Source organism: Neorhizobium sp. S3-V5DH, from assembly GCF_004343065.1.
GTDB classification, from domain to species: Bacteria; Pseudomonadota; Alphaproteobacteria; order Rhizobiales; family Rhizobiaceae; genus Neorhizobium; species Neorhizobium huautlense.
In genome coordinates, this window is the sequence record NZ_SMCL01000010.1 from 85,041 (window position 1) to 102,806 (window position 17,766).

At 58.8% G+C, this 17,766-nt stretch carries 14 protein-coding genes, 2 pseudogenes and 1 riboswitch; of the genes and pseudogenes, 9 read left to right on the forward strand and 7 right to left on the reverse strand.

Going from position 1 to position 17,766, the window contains the following annotated elements; genetic code table 11:
- Positions 1–48 precede the first annotated feature (48 nt).
- Both EDE09_RS15570 and EDE09_RS15575 read right to left on the reverse strand, forming a co-directional pair.
- A complete protein-coding gene (locus EDE09_RS15570) occupies positions 49–2,337 on the reverse strand; it encodes a hypothetical protein (protein WP_132411530.1) in 2,289 nt (762 codons plus the stop codon).
- Positions 2,337–2,732: a hypothetical protein gene (locus EDE09_RS15575; RefSeq protein ID WP_132411532.1), complete on the reverse strand. Its 396-nt coding sequence runs from the start codon at positions 2,730–2,732 to the stop codon at positions 2,337–2,339. The genes EDE09_RS15570 and EDE09_RS15575 overlap by 1 nt, the downstream gene beginning before the upstream one ends.
- Before the next feature lie 749 nt (positions 2,733–3,481).
- Here EDE09_RS15575 and EDE09_RS15585 point away from each other — a divergent pair.
- From EDE09_RS15585 to EDE09_RS15595, 3 genes are all read left to right on the forward strand, one after another.
- Positions 3,482–4,561 (forward strand): ABC-three component system protein, encoded by a 1,080-nt coding sequence (locus EDE09_RS15585; protein ID WP_245505153.1) that lies wholly within the window; start codon positions 3,482–3,484, stop codon positions 4,559–4,561.
- On the forward strand, positions 4,549–5,037 hold the full coding sequence (locus EDE09_RS15590; RefSeq protein WP_132411534.1) for an ABC-three component system middle component 2: 489 nt from the start codon (positions 4,549–4,551) through the stop codon (positions 5,035–5,037). The genes EDE09_RS15585 and EDE09_RS15590 overlap by 13 nt, the downstream gene beginning before the upstream one ends.
- Before the next feature lie 257 nt (positions 5,038–5,294).
- Complete coding sequence (locus EDE09_RS15595) at positions 5,295–6,884, forward strand: hypothetical protein (RefSeq protein ID WP_348631320.1); 1,590 nt, start codon at positions 5,295–5,297, stop codon at positions 6,882–6,884.
- A 54-nt stretch (positions 6,885–6,938) separates the two neighbouring features.
- Here the strand turns inward: EDE09_RS15595 and EDE09_RS15600 are convergent, their stop codons facing one another.
- Positions 6,939–8,096: an RHE_PE00001 family protein gene (locus tag EDE09_RS15600; protein WP_165924192.1), complete on the reverse strand. Its 1,158-nt coding sequence runs from the start codon at positions 8,094–8,096 to the stop codon at positions 6,939–6,941.
- A gap of 179 nt (positions 8,097–8,275) precedes the next feature.
- Here EDE09_RS15600 and EDE09_RS15605 point away from each other — a divergent pair, with 179 nt between their 5' ends.
- The 4 genes and pseudogenes from EDE09_RS15605 to EDE09_RS15625 form a co-directional block, all read left to right on the forward strand.
- Positions 8,276–8,569, forward strand: a complete 294-nt coding sequence (locus tag EDE09_RS15605) for a type II toxin-antitoxin system prevent-host-death family antitoxin (RefSeq protein WP_105370808.1) — start codon at positions 8,276–8,278, stop codon at positions 8,567–8,569.
- Complete coding sequence (locus EDE09_RS15610) at positions 8,566–8,943, forward strand: type II toxin-antitoxin system VapC family toxin (protein ID WP_112800754.1); 378 nt, start codon at positions 8,566–8,568, stop codon at positions 8,941–8,943. The genes EDE09_RS15605 and EDE09_RS15610 overlap by 4 nt, the downstream gene beginning before the upstream one ends.
- A 12-nt stretch (positions 8,944–8,955) precedes the next feature.
- The gene (locus tag EDE09_RS15615; protein WP_132411540.1) at positions 8,956–10,149 is read left to right on the forward strand and encodes a tyrosine-type recombinase/integrase; all 1,194 of its coding nucleotides are present in this window, start codon (positions 8,956–8,958) and stop codon (positions 10,147–10,149) included.
- A gap of 536 nt (positions 10,150–10,685) precedes the next feature.
- Positions 10,686–11,022: pseudogene (locus EDE09_RS15625) on the forward strand (transposase); the annotation flags it as partial.
- Between the two features lie 473 nt (positions 11,023–11,495).
- Here EDE09_RS15625 and EDE09_RS15630 read toward each other — a convergent pair.
- The 3 genes and pseudogenes from EDE09_RS15630 to EDE09_RS15640 form a co-directional block, all read right to left on the reverse strand.
- Positions 11,496–12,125: pseudogene (locus EDE09_RS15630) on the reverse strand (tyrosine-type recombinase/integrase); the annotation flags it as partial.
- A gap of 157 nt (positions 12,126–12,282) precedes the next feature.
- The gene (locus EDE09_RS15635) at positions 12,283–12,756 is read right to left on the reverse strand and encodes an isoprenylcysteine carboxylmethyltransferase family protein (protein WP_132411542.1); all 474 of its coding nucleotides are present in this window, start codon (positions 12,754–12,756) and stop codon (positions 12,283–12,285) included.
- A 21-nt stretch (positions 12,757–12,777) separates the two neighbouring features.
- Positions 12,778–13,671, reverse strand: a complete 894-nt coding sequence (locus EDE09_RS15640) for an NAD(P)/FAD-dependent oxidoreductase (RefSeq protein WP_165924196.1) — start codon at positions 13,669–13,671, stop codon at positions 12,778–12,780.
- A 219-nt stretch (positions 13,672–13,890) separates the two neighbouring features.
- Here EDE09_RS15640 and EDE09_RS15645 point away from each other — a divergent pair, with 219 nt between their 5' ends.
- Complete coding sequence (locus EDE09_RS15645) at positions 13,891–14,538, forward strand: TetR/AcrR family transcriptional regulator (protein ID WP_132411546.1); 648 nt, start codon at positions 13,891–13,893, stop codon at positions 14,536–14,538.
- A 439-nt stretch (positions 14,539–14,977) separates the two neighbouring features.
- Positions 14,978–15,093: riboswitch (TPP riboswitch) on the forward strand.
- Positions 15,094–15,234: 141 nt separating this feature from the next.
- Positions 15,235–16,467, forward strand: coding sequence for a multidrug effflux MFS transporter (locus EDE09_RS15650; protein ID WP_105370816.1), 1,233 nt, complete (start codon positions 15,235–15,237; stop codon positions 16,465–16,467).
- Positions 16,468–16,842: 375 nt separating this feature from the next.
- Here the strand turns inward: EDE09_RS15650 and prpB are convergent, their stop codons facing one another.
- Positions 16,843–17,766: a methylisocitrate lyase gene (gene prpB, locus EDE09_RS15655; RefSeq protein WP_105370817.1), complete on the reverse strand. Its 924-nt coding sequence runs from the start codon at positions 17,764–17,766 to the stop codon at positions 16,843–16,845.

Consider the following 17,766-nt stretch of genomic DNA (forward strand, 5'->3'; position numbering starts at 1 on the left):
GCTTGCCACCTCTCATATGTCCGCGTTGGTCAAATGGGTAGAAACGGCTCATTCATCCACATCCCGAAAAAGGCTGTGAAGAGCTGCACTCTGCGGCGTGGATGAGGCGACCGGCGCAGACGTCGACGATTGCGGTTCGTAATCCTCTTCCATCCGATCCACAGCCCGGCGCACCTCATGTCGCAAAAGTGCCATCGGGTCAGGGCGTAGGACGTCTGGCTGTGCCCGAGCGACAGCTTCGTTGATAGAGCGGATTGCTGATTCCAGCGTGCCGAAATGATCGTCAGGAGGATAGTCTTTCGACCAGCCTGACCGCACCTCGCTGACATAATGCGGGATGTTGGTGAGCACCTTATCCCGCGCGAGAACCACCGCTCGTTCCTTCTCGTCTTCCGTGAGTATCGTATCGACGTAAGTCAGTTCGAAGACGCTCGGATCGGCTTCGGCGACCAACGCCTCCAGCAGTTTGGTTGCGAGATGGTCACGCCAATTGCCAGGCAAAACCTTTTGCCGATGCAGGCTGACGAGAAGACTTGCGTCGGCATCCTCGTGGATCGGCGATCCGAAACTTCGGGCACTGTCGAGAATATCTGGCCTGCGCGTCAGAACCATCTGAGAGAACGACGCGTTCGAGCGATAGGACACGAAGGTCGCCAGGAGGTTTCCTCCAAGTTTGCCGATCCGCTCGAGCAGAAGTTCGTTCAAACTGGTGGGAATAACCATGGGTGCGCCCTGGATCGTCACTCCAGCACAGACGACAGCGTAGAGGATCGTTTCCGGCTTGGCTCCGCGAAGGTAGAGTTCGACAAGCTCTGGCGTCTGGGCAAGGTAGCGTGCAAATGCGTCGCTCACGGTGGGATGCTTGTAGGTCCAGTAAGGGCCTTGTTCGTCTTGCGCCAATAACAGAAGGCTGCCGTTGAGGGTTTGCAGTTCGTGCCGCGTCGCGGCTTCGGTACTACCGAATGCGCTCACAGCGGTCGCCATGATCGAGGACGTCACGGGTGAGCGAACGACTCCGCCATTGAGAAAGATCGTCGCTATCGCCGCTTTGCAGTCATTCGAGAGATTGGAAATGGTATCGAGCAGGAATTGCTCCGGTCTTGCGAAAAATCTGACAATGTCGGCCTCCTTAACCTTTAGATCGCCTGCAAAGAAGGATGAACCGATCCGGCGCGCAGTCTCGGGGAGGAAGTCCCGCCCCTCAACGATAGCCGGCAGAAACTCCTTGATCGCCGACCGGAACGGCACAGGCTGATCGCCGAATTTAAGGTGGTTGTATAGTATTTGAGCCTTTTCGGCGCTACTGAGCTGCTGGACATCGATAACAACCTGGCTCGTCTTCATCACGGGAATGGCCTGGAGTTTGAGGTCTGCTTGCGCTGCCCTCCAGATGTAGTCTCGCGACGTGATTAGAAAGCGGGTGCCCCGCTTCATTGCACCCTGCATCAGTGGAAACACTTGGTTCCACGCCTCCGCCGTTTGCCGTTGATACTGGGTGTTACCCCAGGCATCGTCGATCCAGAAAAACTGAGGAACGTCCGGACTCAAATGCCGCTGTACATCTTCTGGAGAAGTGGCTCGAATGGTCGAACTACGCCATATATCGGCCGCGCCGATGGCGATGCTCGCACCGATGGTTGATTTCCCTGCCGCCGGCGGGCCGAGCAAGAGCACGACGTTGTGCTGACTGATCGCCCTTACACTTCGGCGATGAGCCTCGGTAACGACAAGCCGTTGTAAATCTTCACCCATGGCGCTGAGGATTAACTGGGCCTGCCCATATGCCCGCGCATCAAGAACGTCGTTCAGATCGCCAAGCCCATACAGGCGTGGGGCCATCATTCGGAGGCGTGAAGAGGTGCGAATCTGCCGGTTGATAAAATCACTACCGAAAATGCGGCATCGACCAACCCCAACGCCTTGGAATGCGGCACGAATAGCGAGCTCGCTTTCCCCGGTGATCGTATGGTTCGTCAGAATGATATAGTCGTGGGCCAGCCCTTTTTTGGCGAGCCGTTCAGCCTTTGCGATTTCATCCGTCAGCATCGAAAGGCTAAGATTGTTGGCTTTCTTAGATGTAAACTTACACTGGATGGTCGATTCACCCGCAGCGGGATCGTCACCGTCCCAGCGGCCAACAAACGCACCGTCTCGCCCGGCATCGTTGCCGGGCAAGAAATTCTGGACCGGCCTGCGAAGACATTCCTCAGCTACTCCGACGCACAGGTCTTGGAATGCCTTCCACCCCAACTTGTGAAGGGGGTAATCGCCCGCTACAGCCAGCAGCGTTGGTGCACCATTCATTTCGGGCAGCGCGGTCGCAGGTTCGCCTGCCATCAGCGAAATGCCTCCATCTGCTGGAGCGACGATTGGATGCTGCGGGCGTAACTGGCGCTCATTCCCAGACCGATGTAGAGCTCGAAAACCCCTCCAGCTGCCGCTTTGGGTTCAAGCCGGTTTGTGCGTACAAGCTGCCCGATGGTGCCGCTCAGCGGCGCCAGCCCGCTTGAGCTGAAGGGGTCGCATTCTTTTGCTGCCTTGCTAAAAGCCGTCTCGATAGGCGGGAGCAGACATCCTCCGTAGGTAGAAGAATGGTCCAGGTCGTGTGCAAGATCGACGTTCTCACCGAGCCCCTGATACTCACCACGAAATACGGGTGGTTTGAAAGCCAGTGCGTTAGCAATGGCGTTTTTGTCCGAGGTCAGCGCTCTGGTTAAGGTGCTCATTTCCATACAGGGAAGCTACTTCATCGCTACGACAAAATGAAGCAAAACAAGAATGAAATAGTTCGCTAAGACACGGCAATACGATGCGTGCCGGCATGCGTAGCCGCCGAGCAAGACGACAACGATGGTTTGCCATCATTTGAAATCGGCCGCAGCACCGCTGAACGCGCCCACAGACCCGCTTCGGCGGCTCTACTTTCCGACGTTCTCCGGTATGCTCATGTGTGCCGCATGCTGCCTCCGCGCCGCATTCGCAATCTAGGCTAGCGCATGACGTCTTCGATCGGCGGGCCGATGATCGAGGCAACATCCATGGCCGGATCGGTTCATGGCCAAGCGATCGCAGCGCCGCCCGGCAGCTCGACAGAATGCCGGGCTCAAATGCGATCAACGTTCCATCGAGATCGAGCAGAAATGCGGAAAGATCCGATTCCATCTGGACGGTTCTCCATTGACGTGCCGAGATCGCAATAGGCGACGCGCGACCGAATTGTATCCCGTGACCTCGGTCGTGGCCGAACCGCTTGCCGGGGTTACCGGTCGCTCACCCCGGCTTTCGACCGTCGCTAGGCTGACGCTCCTGCCCTGCCGTCAATCCGGTCTCGCGGAAGAGATAAAATGCGGTTGAAATTAATGGAACGTAGCTGCCAAACGATGTACTTTCGATTGCATGTATCCTTGCGAATGTTATGACTAAGATCTTATTCGACCTACCATTTTGCTTCGAGCACAAGGCTGAAATGCAGGCTACTCTGATGTCGTTACAGGATGCGGTGAAAGACCTGCCGTCAGCAAGAATCCTTCTGGCAAGCGATTTCGAGAACGGGCCAAAGATTGACCCTCTCAAGATCATCCAGATTTATGAAGCCAGCGAATGGGAAACGTTCATTGACGAATGGGTCCATTCGCTCAAAACCACCTATGTCAGCGTTATGCGGCCGACCGGTGCCGGAGACAAAGGGATCGATATTGCTGGCTTCTGCGACGCCGACCAGCTGCTCGGCATCTGGGACAATCACCAGTGCAAGCACTACACCTCACCCTTGAGTTTCGGCGTGGTCGCACCTGAGATCGGGAAGATGCTCTGGTACTCTTTCTCCGGAGAGTACAAAGCCCCGAGAGCATGCCGGTTCATCGCGCCGAAAGGCGCTTCGACATCGTTGTCGTTGTTGCTCTCCAATGCGAACAAGCTGAAAGCGAAGGTGCTTGCGGAATGGGACAAAGCCATCTCCGCAAAAATCACCTCGAGGGGGCCGGTCACTCTGGAAGGAAAATTCCTCGACTACGTTAGGGATTTCGACTTTCGGATCTTTTCGGCCGAGCAGCCTCGAACGATCATCGAAGCCCATTCCAGAACGCCCTATCACATCGGCCGCTTCGGTGGCGGATTGCCCTCTCGTCCGCGGCCCGACTCTGTCCCTGTCGAGATCGGAGAGACAGAGGCGACCTATACAAGCAAGCTGCTCGATGCCTATGCGGAGCACAAGGGCGAGACAATCGTCGCGGTCTCGCATCTCGATAAGTGGGCGAGCTTGAAATCCCATTTTCATCGCTCCCGCGAGGCCTTCTATCATGCTGAGTCCCTGCGGGTGTTCGTGCGCGAGAAAGTGGAGCCTGGTACTTTCGAGGGGTTGCAGACCGAGATACTGGACGGGGTCCTGGACACTCACGACGGCGAACACTCGGACGGATATGCGCGCGTCGTCGCCGTAACCGAGAAAGCGCAGTCCTTGGTTCTTGACGCTCATCCTCTGAACAAAAGCGCTTTTCCCACCGACCGTCGGGGCATTTGTCATCAGCTTGCGAATGATGGGAAGCTGACATGGCGCCGCTAATGCCTACGGCCTCGGCTTTCAACGGCTCGCTCGAAACGGGCGTGAGGGCCGTCTTCGTTCTGCACGCGCATTTTCCCCAGGCGGTGGATCTAAACCGACTGACCGCGATGGATTATCTTGTCGTGCGGACCAGTGTCCTCGATGGACCAGCGGACCTGCATCCCCCGACACCGATCATGTCACCTGTCACGCAGGTCCGAAGAAAGTCCGTTCAATCTGCCGTAGCCCTGATGATGTCCCGAGGGCTAGTCGAGCAGGTTGTCGATGAAAGCGGGATCCTGTTCCAGGCCGGAGACAATGCGGAGTTTTTTGTCACCGCGCTTCGGACGCCATATCTCCGACAATTGTACGAGCGCGCCGAATGGCTCGCAGGTTATTTCCAGAACTACAATGATGAGGCTTTTGACGATCTAATGCGCAATCTTCTCACCAACTGGGTCTCTGAATTTCAAGACGAAGCGTCTGGACCGGCATAATGGCATATTCAGGCTTCCAGGTCCGTCACCTCTCCTTTCACGGTTCAGAGAAAGAACCGGCGATTGTTTCGTTTCAGTCCGGCCTTAACGTCATCTACGGTGCTTCCGACACCGGGAAGTCCTATATTGTCGAAGCGATCGATTTTATGCTTGGCGGCAAGGGCCCTCTGCCCGATATCCCGCAGGCTAAGGGCTATGATCGCGTATTGCTTGCGATTGCTTTCGACGACGGATCGGAAACGACATTGCTCAGAAGCATGGCCGGTGGACAGTTTCAGGCATTCGAGGGCCTGCATACGTCGATCCCGGATGCGGAGGGCAGTCCCCTTAGTGAAATTCACAACGAGCGCGATGAGACGAACCTCTCGTCGTTTCTTCTCTCCAAGATCGGCCTTTCAGGCAAGCGGATCAAAAAGAACGCAAAGGATGAAACGCAGGCGTTGAGCTTCCGCAACATTGCGCGACTGGCGATCGTCAACGAGGAGGAGATCATCCAGAAGCGTTCGCCCTTGTCCGATGGGAACTACACGGCAAATACAGCGAACACATCCGTCTTCACGATGCTGTTGACCGGTGTCGATGACACAGCGCTCCTGTCACGCAAAAGCACGTCCGCCGAAGAGCAGAAACGCCTGGCGCAAATCGATCTTCTCGATCAGCTGATCACAGACGCTCAGAAACGCATCACGTCAATATCCGGCTCACGTGACGAACTGTCTGATCAAGAAGAGCGACTCACGAGAGCGATGGACAATCGCGCCGAGCAGCTCGCCTTCACCGAGGAAAAGTTCAAGGCAATCTCGACCAGAAGGCGGGCCATCATCCAGAAGCTTGAGACAACCGCCGATCGATACACGGAAATTGCCACTCTGCTTGACCGCTTCAATCTTCTACGAGACCACTATGTTTCGGACTATGAGCGTCTCTTGGGCATCCGGGAGGCAGGAAGCTTCTTCTCGGTCCTCGAACAGGAGGTTTGCCCCACCTGCGGTGCCTTGCCTGACCATCATGATTCCAGCGCAGTCTGCCACGGCGACGTCGCTGTGACAGTCCTCGCCGCTGAAGCAGAGATGCAAAAGATAGAATCTCGTCAATCGGAACTGATGACGACGATAGCCGCGTTGCGTGCGGAGGCGCAATCCATTCAGAAGTCGCTTCCCAACTTGAGGAATTCGCTGAGCGAACTCTCGGTTGAAATCGAGACCGTCGTATCACCTGACTTGCGCAAACAACGCGCAACTTACAAAGAGCTGGCTGACAAGGGCGCGAATGTACGCCAGGCGCTCGGGCTGTTTTCCAGTCTGAGTGATCTGACCAGTCGTAAGGCAGCCTTGGAACGACAGAACGAGGGGGGCTCGGGCGATACCGCTTCGAACAATCGCCTTACCAACACGATCGTGGCACCGTTCGCAAAACGTGTTGAGAGCGTGCTCAAACAATGGGGTTTTCCAGATCTTGATCATGTGCATTTTGATACGAGCGCGAAAGATCTGATTGTGTCCGGGAAAGCCAGGACGTCCTACGGAAAGGGATTGAGGGCAATCACGCAGTCGGCTTTCACAATCTCACTACTGCAATATTGCGCCGACAACGATCTGGCACATCCGGGGATCGTTGTGCTCGATTCCCCGTTGCTGTCCTACCGTGAACCGGACGGGGCCGACGACGATCTAAGCCATACGAACCTTAACGGAAACTTTTACAGATATCTTCTCGGCCTCCAAGCTGACCGACAAGCGATCATCGTTGAGAATATGGATCCCCCGTCAGATGTGGAACTCGGTGATCGAGTAATTCATTTTTCTGGAATGGTTGATGAAGGTCGCTTCGGCCTTTTCCCTCGCTAGTAAATGACCCGCATTCATCCATGGAGATTTGTCTGCCATAGACAACAACATGATCTAGATGATTCCCCACGCCCGAAACCTCCCCCTCCCCGTCATCTCCCTGAGCCCCAGTTCACCAACAATCCTCAGCGCCGCCCGCGGCGTCACCTTCAGCGTCTCGGCAACCATGCCGGCCGAGACCAGCGGCCGCGCCATCACCAGCTCGATCAAGCCCGGCAGATTTGACGACGACCGCCGGCCGACCAGGCGCCGCTCCATCATCTGTTTTGCCAGCGCCAGCCGGTCATGCTCCTTCAGCCCGAACTCGGCCGCCGCAATGATCCCGTTGACGATCGCCAGCAGCCTTGTGTCGCGAGCCCGATGCCGGCGGCGCTCGACGGCAATGGATTTGAGGCCGAGATTGACGGCGACCAGATGCGCCGTCGTCAGGTCCGCTTGTCGCAGCGTCTCGGCGGCCAGCAGCCGGCCGAGCCATGGCGCATGCTGCAAAACCTGCAGGTCGTTCCAGGCATCGAGCAACAGCGCCGCCCGCATCACCGGCGGAAGTCCTTCGGTCTCGCTCAACACGGCCCGCCATTCACCGAGCCGCTCGTCTTCGTCCCAATCGAGATCGTAGACCAGCGGATCTTTCTCGCGCGCGCCGGCGCGGCCGGGTTTCTTGGCTTCTGCGATCGCGACGCCGGAACGGGCAAGCACGGCGTCGATCGCCGCCAGTTCCGCGGCCAGCGGATCGGACGCGTCGGACTCTTCCCCCTCCCCTTCCCTGACACCCTCTGCAAAGGTTGTAGCCGGCGGCGTGGCGTGGACTGCGTCCTCATGAGCCGTGTCGTCAGCGCTGGTGCTTTCGGCGCCGGCGCCGCGGAGCGTGCGCAGGCCTTCATTGCTCAGCGCCCAGCCGGGCGGCTGCGCCGCAATCCGCCGGCGCGTCTTCAAAACGTCACGGGCGATGGCTAACTCATGGGTCGGGGCGCGGACATCGAGCCGGGCGTCGTGCAGCACCAGGTCCTCGAGGTGAACGAGTTCGCCGTCGATCCACAGCGAGGCGCAGGCATCGGAAAAATGCATGCGCTCGATCCAGCCCGCACCGACCGGGGAACGGGCAATGCGTTCGTCGAGACGGGTCAACGCAGAAGTCGCGCCCGAAATCGGCCGCAGCAGGGTCTGGGGAGTCTGGAGAGGCAAGTTCGATAAATCATAACGCATTGAAAACATGGTAAATGATTTGCTAAACGGACGCTATCTCCGATTTAATGTCCGTCACTGCCTGGATTGCTCCAGGCCATGTATCACATCCGATAAGTAACCCTTATCGGAAGTGAGATGTACATCGCGGTTGTACGCACTCGGAAGCCGTGGTATAAGTTGGTCGAAAGCCAATATCGGAGGGTTGGATGCCTCAGACCCGCTACAAGATCAGCGAAGCCCGCAAAAATTTCGCAGAAGTCCTCGAGCGCGCCAACCAGGGTGAGGAAATCGTCATCATGCGCGGCAACGAAGTTTATGCACGGATCGGCCCCGCAGCCGGTGGAGGCAAGCGGCCGTTCGGCCTGCTGCGCCACCGTCGACTGCCCGATGACCTGTTCGATACAGTCGATGAAGAGCAGGCAGCGATCGACGCTGGCGACTGGAACGACGATACCGGCGTCTGGCAGGGCAAATCCGAGAGCGGCGACAGCACCCAATGAAAGTTTTGCTCGACAGCCATGCTGTCTACTGGTGGACGATCGGCAGCGATCGCCTGTCGGCAAAGGCACGATCCCTGATCGAGGACAAGGCAAACGCCATCCTCGTTAGTGCGGTCACGTTCTACGAGTTGGACAACAAGATGCGCCTGAACAAACTTGATCTTAAGCCGCAAGAGCTGCGGGCAGCCGTCACGGAAAGTGGCCTGCAAACGTTGGCCGTCAGCGATCTGCATGCCGAGCTCGCGGCGGCTTTTGACTGGGATCACCGAGATCCTTGGGACCGCATTCTCGCCGCCCAGGCACGGCTGGAGCATTGCGCATTCGTCTCCACCGACATGGCGTTCGATGCGATCTTGCATGAGCGGGTCTGGTAAAGGGCAGCGGCGATGACGGAACCCGTAGATATTGTCGTGGCAGCACGTCCAGGGCCTGGCGATATAAGCAGTTCGCCGTCACGTTCCATCGACAAACGCATCGCGACGCTGGACACGATCGCCGCCGTCCTGCCGATCGACCGCCGCGACGAACTGGGCGAGCTGTTGACCGATCAGGATGTCGAGACGCTCCGCCATCTGGTCAACGAGGGCATGGGCGCCAATACGCTGCGGGCGCTGACCTCTGATCTTGCCTATCTGCAGGCCTGGTCGCTGGCCGCCACCGGCAAATCTCTGCCCTGGCCGGCACCCGAGGCCCTTCTCCTGAAATTCGTTGCCCATCATCTGTGGCAGCCCGAGCAGCGCGCCATCGACCCTCACCACGGCATGCCATCCGATGTCGAGCAAAGCTTGCGCGACCAGCGCTTCCTTCGGTCGTCCGGCCCGCATGCGCCCGATACGGTGCGCCGGCGGCTTGCCAGCTGGTCGACGCTGACCAGATGGCGCGGTGTTGACGGCGCCTTCGGCTCCCCTGCCCTCAAATCGGCGATCCGGTTGGCAGTGCGCGCAACGCCACGCCCCCGAAAACGCAAGAGCGCCCAGGCGGTAACCGGCGACGTTCTGGCCAAGCTGCTCGCAACCTGCAGCACCGACAGCCTTCGTGATATCCGCGACCGGGCAATTTTGATGGTGGCGTTCGCGTCCGGCGGGCGCCGTCGCAGCGAGATTGCCGGTCTGCGCAGAGATCAGCTGATCGTCGAGCCGCCGATCGTCGTTGAAGCTAGCCCTCCCCTCCCCTCTCTCGCCATTCATCTGGGCCGCACCAAGACGTCCGGCACCGAGCACGATGAGATCGTCTATCTGACAGGACGGCCGGTGGATGCGCTGAATGCCTGGCTTGTGGCGGGTAAGATCGAAACGGGGAGCATTTTTCGGAAGATCGATCGTTGGGGTAATGTTTCGAAGCGGGCGCTGGAGCCGAGTGCGATCAACCAGATCGTGAAGCAGCGGGCGGCGCTGGCAGGGCTGGAGTCTGGGGAGTTTTCGGCACACGGGCTGCGGTCGGGGTACCTGACCGAGGCAGCTAACCGCGGTATTCCCCTGCCCGAAGCGATGGAACAGTCGCGCCATCGTTCGGTCCAACAGGCCTCAAGCTATTACAACAACGCGACACGCCGAAGCGGGCGCGCTGCGCGTATGCTGTGAAGACCGGGATCGGTCAATTACTGCCCGGTCGATCACTGGCAAAGGGATGAAACTGATGCAGCTTGATTATTTCCGCAGTGGCGGATGATGTTTTCCGATCTCATTCGGAGCGTATCCGAGGTGACGCGAGAAGGCGCGTGACAAGGATGTGGCGCTGCCAAAGCCAGCCCGTCCGGAAACCACCTTGACGCTGCATCCCTTGGACAACAAGACGTGCGCCAACGTGAGACGCCATCCCTGTCAATGCCGCGTGAGTTTTCCCCCGAAGCCGAAGTAAAATTGCCCACTTACGCCGACGTGGACGCCAGGGAGAACTGAGTATTTTTCGGCGGCGGCCGGCGCGGCTTTTGCGGCGGTGCGAACGCCGGTGATGCGATGAGGGCTTTGGACGCCTCAAAGCTGAAGTGTTTTTCGTAGAAACGAACGGTCTCCTGGACGTCCTGCGCGTGGAGCACTATTCTGTTTATTGGCAATGTCGCTTCTTTCTATGGAAGGCATCCGTGATTCTTCAAGGTAGCGACATGGTAGGTTTTGCTATGTCCCATTCATCAGCAACAGACCGCTCTCAGATGCTGCTTCTTCCAGAGGCGGTGGATGATTGTGTCGGTGCCGAGAATCCTGCACGCTCATCGAAGCCTTCGTTGATGGGCTGGATTTACAGGCGGCGGGTTCAGTCGCGTGACACCGAAAGCGACCGCCCGCCCCGGCTACGATCCGGCCGATCTGCTGAAGCTCTACATCTACGGCTATCTCAACCGTGTGCGTTCGAGCCGCCGACTGGAAGCGGAAACACATCGCAACATCGAGGTGATCTGGCTGCTTCGGCATCTGAAGCCTGACTTCAAGACGATCGCTGATTTCCGTCGCGACAACCGCACCGCCTTCCGTCAGGTGTTTCGCGAGCTAGCGCAGGCAAAAAAGCTACGCCTTCCAAGCCCACCAAGGGCCGGGCAAAACCCGCACAAAAGAAGCGAGCTGATCGATGGCACCGCGTCGCCCCTATTGGAGAGGTTACCTTAAACTCTCGCTCGTCATTTGCCCTGTCGCGATGACGCGGCATGTAGGCGTCACTCCGGGCGTTTTCGCCCGAACAGACTGATGCCCACTCACACTTTTTCGACGCCTAATTTGTGCTGCTTCTGATCGAAAAGACGTTGAATTCCGCTTTGCAATGTGCGCATCTGGCTCACACGCGGCGTGACGACGCCGTGAGCGACGACCGCTTCAGGAAGCGCGTCAGACGCCCTTTACGACCGCCTTGAAGGCGCAAAGCCGATCGAATCCTGGAAGAGGCTCTCCGAGCAAAACGGCGCGGCCCGGCGACCTGCAGGGCCGTCCCCCCTTGAGATCTCGGTTCGCTCGGCCAGTTCCAGTGCATCCTCAATGTCGACGCCGAGATACCTTACTGTGTTCTCGATTTTAGTATGGCCAAGCAATATCTGGATAGCCCGAAGGTTGCAGGTTGCCTTGTAAATCATCGCAGCCTTCGTTCGCCGCAGGGAATGCGTACCGTAATCCTCCCGACGAAGCCCGATCGCCGTCACCCACTCATCGACCAGCCGGGCGTACTGCCGGGTGCTGCGATGATCAGCGTGGTCGGCGCGACTGGGAAAGGCATAGTCATCGACTGTTCCTCCCCTTCGTTGAAGCCAGGCAAGCAGACTAGCTCTGACCTCGGTCGTAATTTCGAACTGCACCGGTCGTCCGGTCTTTTGCTGAACGACCATCGCGCGATTTCGAATCTCGTGGCCCGTGACGAGAGTCCCGATTTTCAGTTTTACCAGATCGCAGCCACGGAGCTTGCTGTCGATGGCGAGATCGAAAAGCGCCCGATCTCTCATCCTTCCTTCTCGGTCGAGGAAAAAGCGTACTGCCCAGATTTGGCGTTGTTTCAGGGGCTTCTTGACGCCAACTTGCTTGCCTGCGTTCCAGGCCGGTCGGCCCAGCGCGGTAGGATCATATTGTGCTATACCCATTGTGGTTCTCCTAGGCCACCATTGGCCATTGGAACAACGAGCAGGTTCTAGGCTTCCAGGGTGGGGGGCCGGTGGCGGTCTGTCCGCTCTTGGTTACCGCTTAAGCAAGCCGGTGCTGGTTTATCAGAAGGCCCCGAAGGCGGCAGCGGCGGAATAGTCAGAGCCAGCGGCGAACCACGGCCTTGTAGCGGCGGTAGTCGTCGCCGAACTTCTCTTCGAGATAGCGCTCCTCGCGGGCGATCACCTGTGTCTGGATCGCGCTCAGCACCAACGGGAGCAAGGCGAAGGCGATCGGCCCGTCGAAACCGATCGCAAGGCCGGCATAGACAAGCGCCATTCCGAGATACATGGGATTGCGGGTCCACCGATAAGGACCGTTCGTCGCGATGAGGGTCGTTGGCTGCGAGGGCGGAATGTTGGTGCCCAGCCGCCGGAACAGCCCCGCCGCCGCAAGCATGATCGCCGCGCCGGCAACGAACAACAGCGCGCCCGTCGCGACCAGTAACCGCCAGTCGATGCCGAACGAGCGCAGGGGGACGAACCGCTCTACCGCCAGCCCCAACAGCAGCGCTCCCAGATAGACGAAGGGCGGAGGGAAGCGGACACCCGCGCTGTCCGGTTCGACGGCCATGTTCATCTCCAATCTGCGCTCTCAAACCAGCATCGATTGTTGGGCGAAGATACCCGCCATCGCGCCTTGCCATGATGCCGTGGTGACCGAGGGCAAGACGGGGTTGGTGAGGTCGCCGGCAGCGTAGATGCCCGGCATGCTGGTTTCGCGGCGCTCGTCGACCTTGAGCACGACGCCGAGGGGGGTGTCGGCCGTGGCGAGACCCAGTGATTCATGCAGGCTCGCGGACGGCTTGTTGCGCGGATGCGCGAACAGGATGTCTACCGCAACGTTTGGCCCGGTATCGAGCTTGACCGTGGCGTTGTGGCTCCCGTGACGGGCGACGCCGGTGATCCGGCCATCGACGACAGGTACGTTGCGGCCCGCCAGATCGGCCCGGATATCGGATGAAATCTCGTGACCATCGGCGAAGACCGTCAGCCTGTGAGTCCAATCGCGGAACAGCCTGACCTGGTTCATTGACTGCGGACCGGACCAGACGAGGCCCCAATGCTGGTCGGCGACTTCGAAGCCGTCGCAATAGGGGCATGGAATGATGGATGTGCCCCAGCTTTCGGCATAGCCCGGAACATCAGGCATCTGGTCAACGACGCCATAGCTCAGGATCAGGCGGCGCGCCCCAAGGCTTTCGCCATCGCCAGTGAGGACGGAGAAGTTGTCGATGGTGCCGGAAATGCTGTCGGCACGGGCATTGACCAGCCGGATCGCGGGATAACGCGCCAGCTGTTGCCGCGCCTCGGCCAGGATGTCCAGCGGTCGCTTGTGATCGTGGCCGAGCATACCGTGCGAGCGGCCCGCGAAGCGATTACGCGGCAGGCCGGTATCGAGAACGGTGACCTTACGGCGGGCACGGCCGAGTTGCAGGGCGGCGGCGAGACCGGCAAAGCTGCCGCCGATGATGATGACGTTATCCATGGTAGTGGGCTCCGTATTGTGGGTAGAGGATGTTGCGTTCGAACCCGCGATGGCTTGGGCGTGCGGAAGGCCGACGGTGGACAGCGCGGCCAGCTTCAGCAGTGTTCGTCGTTGCATGGCACCCTCATGTTTTTCGATTCATTCTTTGGCTTGCATATTTCTGAAACTAAGTGGTATCGTAATTCGAGAATAAAGATACTGTCAAGGACTGGAATTGACATGACCGAAAATAGTCGAGGCCGGCGCGGCCGGCCCGCTAACGAGGCGCTTGGTCAAACCATACTCGACGCCGCGAGCGAACTTTTTGCGGAATTGGGTTTTCAAGCGACGACATTGGACAAGGTCGCTCAGCGGGCGAAGATATCCAAACTCAGCATCTATCGTCACTTCGAGAGCAAAGAGGCCCTGTTTGGCGCGGCGTTTGCGGCCCGGTGCCATCAGTTAATCCCGCAGGTCCTTTTTGAAGGCGTCGACGGTTCGGCCGAAGATCAGCTCATGGCGGTGGGATCGTCCCTGCTTCGCACGCTGTTGCGCCCGGACGTCCGCAATGTCGAAGCCATGGTCATGGCCGACACGACGAATCAAAAGTCGTTGGGTAAGCTGCATTACGACGCCGGCCCCGCCCATATCATCGCCCAAATCGAGGTTCTGTTGCGTCAATTGCACGACAAGGCGGTTCTAAACGTGCCCGATCCTCTCCGGTCCGCCCGCTTGTTCGCTGCGCTTTTCAAAGGGTCCGATCTCCTAATTATTGCACGCTTCGATCAGGCGCGAGCAGAGGACGACAAGGAGATCGAATCCTACTGCCGATCGGCCGTCGCCATGTTCATGGCGGCGCACGGCGGCAACGACCACGCCGGCGGATAGCCTAGGAGTACTTGCATGATATTTGGATGCTCGCATTGACATCAACCCGGCGATTATCGTTGGGAAACGGGCTGACCGCGGAGTAACCGCTACCACCCCATTGGAAGCCTTGGTGCCGACTTGGCAGACCGTCAGCTTTCGGGAAGCTGCAACGGTGGTCTGAACGGCGGAAATAAAGGCGCTATTCAGACTGTCAGCTTGGCGCATTGTCAGTAGGAAAAGCGGACATGTTGCTTATCGCAGTTAACGTTGGGCTTGAGCCCTTGAGGTCATCGGCTGCCGAAGAAACGCGTTTAAAATCCAGCTTGTGAGACAAAGTCGGGGTTGACACTGCGAGAATGCTTGCCAGGGGGTGGGTGAATTTCCAGGTGAGGTTTTAGGTGGTAACTGTCCGTACCCCTCAAAAAGCGTGCTTGCTTGCGATTTTCGCTCTATCATCGTCTACACCGAGGGGTGCCCTGCCAAAGGGCTGAGATACTGCTGGCCAACGCAGCGCAGTGACCCTTTGAACCTGATCCGGATCATGCCGGCGAAGGGACGGGTCCGACACCTATCCTCAGCCGGCCTCTTAGACGAGGCCGTAATGACACTGACGAAACCAAAGCTCGGAACGAATACCCCTAGAGGCAGCACGATCAAGATCTTGCCCTCACCCTCGATTTCTCCGCGGCGGAGCGGCTTGGAGAGGGCTGAGACATGATGCGCTCCCCTCCAAGGTTCTCGACAATCATCCTATTGTGCGCTCTTTCGGTCATACCGCTGAACGTGTTCCTGCCTTCGCTGGCGAATATCGCCGGGGATTTTCATATAAGCTATGCTTTCGCTAGCTTGTCGTTGGCAGGCTATGCGGTGGTCGCCGTTGCGGTGGAAATGGTCATGGGTCCGCTGTCGGATCGGTTCGGACGGCGACCGATCATTCTGGCGAACCTTGCTGCTTTCACGCTTGGATCAATCGGCTGTGCCCTATCGCCTGATATTTGGATATTCCTCGCCTTCCGTATGCTTCAGGCTACAATTACCTCCTGCTACCCGGTCGCTATGGCGGTCATCAGGGATACCGTCGGAAAGGAGCGGACGGCGAGCAGGATCGGCTATACGGCAATGATCTGGGCGATCGCGCCGATGTTCGCCCCGGCATTCGGCGGGGCTTTAGATCAGGCCCTTGGCTGGCGGGCGATTTTCTGGTGTCTCGCCCTCGCCGGGGCAGTGATGTTCCTCTTGTGCTGGTTCGGTCTGAGCGAAACCAACAAAGCGCGCTCGGACACGATTGCTCAGCAGTTCCGAACCTATCCGGCCTTGTTCCGCGCGCCGCGCTTCTGGGCCTACGGATTGTGCATGTCGTTCTCGGTTGGAGCGTTCTATGCCTTCCTTGCCGGCGCTCCATTGGCGGCAACATCGGCATATGACCTACAGGCCGGAACGCTCGGTATCTTCATGGGCGTCACAACCCTGGGCTATATCTTCGGCAGCTTCCTGTCGGGGCGATATGCCGGACGCGTGCCGTTGACCACCATGATGATTATGGGGCGCGTCGTAGCGTGCGCGTGCCCTATAATCGGCTTGGCCCTGTTTCTGGCAGGCTTCAGGAATGCCATTGCGCTATTCGGCCCCTGCATCCTGATCGGCATCGGCAACGGCCTGACCATGCCGAGTGCCAATGCCGGGATGCTCTCGGTGCGTCCGGATCTCGCCGGAAGCGCCGCCGGATTGGCCGGTGCCATGACGGTTGGCGGCGGTGCGGCCCTTTCATCGATCACGGGGGCGATGCTGACAGAAAACGACGCGACCTATGGGCTCTTCTGCATCATTCTTCTTTCGACGACGATTGGGCTGCTGGCTGCGACATTCGCCGCACTTACCGATAAACACGATTCCACGATAACAGCGGTGAAGTCATCCCATGCTGCCAGCCAATCCGAACGAGGATGAAGATGTCTAGTTCACAACGCATTCTTGCAGCCAGTGCGGTCGTTCGCGACGAAAGACGGCGCAATATTTCTCGTCCAGCGCCGATCCACTAGACAAGGCGTGCTGGATGCTACCGGGCGGCCGCACCGATCTCGGCACACGCGACGTGACGACGCCGTGAGCGATGTCCGCTTCCAGGAAGCGCGCGAGACGGCATCTACCGCCGAGGTGAAGGCGCGTTGCCGCCCGGCGGCATTGGCGATCGGTCGGTGGTACCGCAGGCGACCAGAGCGGCAGCCATCCGTGACCAGTTCCTCGTGTTGAAGGAGGAAGAACTCGACGTATCAGGTCAGGGATCATCTCGCAGTCACTGGTCTTAATGCCACCCATGGGCTTCTACTCCTGTCGCGATTCCGCCTGGGGTACAGCGCTTGCGACAATACTGGCGTCGAGCGATTCATAGCTCGCGAGGTCAATCAGGTCGTATAGTTCGGCCCGTGTCTGCATCCTGGCCACCAAATCTGTCGTGGCGCCATGCTGGGCAAGCTCCCCGTAGAGGTCCTGCTGCGCCCTGTTGGCGACCCGAAGTGACGATACCGGCCAGATCACCATCTTGTAGCCGAGGTCCTGGAGCGCGCCGGCCGTCATGGGAGGAGAGCGACCGAACTCCGTCATGTTCGCCAGGAGAGGGACGCCTCCCATGGCGGCTGCGAACTCGGCGAACATGGCTTCGGTGATCAGAGCCTCCGGGAAGATGGCATCCGCGCCAGCCTTGACGTACAGACGGGCGCGGTCGATTGCCCGTTCTATCCCTTCGTCTGCGACAGCGTCCGTACGTGCCACGATGACAAGAGAACGACGAGCCCTCGCTGCGGCGGCAACCTTGGCTGCCATGTCTTCGGGGGTCGCGAGCTTCTTGTCGTTCAGGTGACCGCACTTCTTCGGCAGCACCTGATCCTCGATCTGGATCGCGGCAGCACCGACTTCTTCAAGACGCCGTACCGTGTTCATGACATTCAAGACTTCGCCAAAGCCCGTGTCTCCATCGACCAGCAATGGAAGACCCGAGGCCCCAACGATCTGCCGGGTGAAGAACAAGACGTCTTCGAGCGTCAGGATTCCGAGATCGGGCAGCCCCATCGAAGCGCTCATCGCTGCCCCGGACAGGTACAGCGCCTCGAAGCCCGCGGCCTTGGCCTGGAGCGCTGCAAGGCCATTATGCGCCCCCGGCATCCTGACGATCTCCGGCTTGCGCAAGAGAAGGCGAAGCCTGTCACCCGCCGGATTTTCGTCATTTGGGTTAGGAAGAAGATAATTCAT

Bases quoted from the DNA above. Each gene is read 5' to 3' on its own strand.
- EDE09_RS15570 (WP_132411530.1), bottom strand. From the start codon at position 2,337: ATGGCAGGCGAACCTGCGACCGCGCTGCCCGAAATGAATGGTGCACCA.
- EDE09_RS15575 (WP_132411532.1), bottom strand. From the start codon at position 2,732: ATGGAAATGAGCACCTTAACCAGAGCGCTGACCTCGGACAAAAACGCC.
- EDE09_RS15585 (WP_245505153.1), top strand. From the start codon at position 3,482: ATGTCGTTACAGGATGCGGTGAAAGACCTGCCGTCAGCAAGAATCCTT.
- EDE09_RS15590 (WP_132411534.1), top strand. From the start codon at position 4,549: ATGGCGCCGCTAATGCCTACGGCCTCGGCTTTCAACGGCTCGCTCGAA.
- EDE09_RS15595 (WP_348631320.1), top strand. From the start codon at position 5,295: ATGGCCGGTGGACAGTTTCAGGCATTCGAGGGCCTGCATACGTCGATC.
- EDE09_RS15600 (WP_165924192.1), bottom strand. From the start codon at position 8,096: ATGTTTTCAATGCGTTATGATTTATCGAACTTGCCTCTCCAGACTCCC.
- EDE09_RS15605 (WP_105370808.1), top strand. From the start codon at position 8,276: ATGCCTCAGACCCGCTACAAGATCAGCGAAGCCCGCAAAAATTTCGCA.
- EDE09_RS15610 (WP_112800754.1), top strand. From the start codon at position 8,566: ATGAAAGTTTTGCTCGACAGCCATGCTGTCTACTGGTGGACGATCGGC.
- EDE09_RS15615 (WP_132411540.1), top strand. From the start codon at position 8,956: ATGACGGAACCCGTAGATATTGTCGTGGCAGCACGTCCAGGGCCTGGC.
- EDE09_RS15635 (WP_132411542.1), bottom strand. From the start codon at position 12,756: ATGGCCGTCGAACCGGACAGCGCGGGTGTCCGCTTCCCTCCGCCCTTC.
- EDE09_RS15640 (WP_165924196.1), bottom strand. From the start codon at position 13,671: ATGGATAACGTCATCATCATCGGCGGCAGCTTTGCCGGTCTCGCCGCC.
- EDE09_RS15645 (WP_132411546.1), top strand. From the start codon at position 13,891: ATGACCGAAAATAGTCGAGGCCGGCGCGGCCGGCCCGCTAACGAGGCG.
- EDE09_RS15650 (WP_105370816.1), top strand. From the start codon at position 15,235: ATGATGCGCTCCCCTCCAAGGTTCTCGACAATCATCCTATTGTGCGCT.
- prpB (WP_105370817.1), bottom strand. From the start codon at position 17,766: ATGAATTATCTTCTTCCTAACCCAAATGACGAAAATCCGGCGGGTGAC.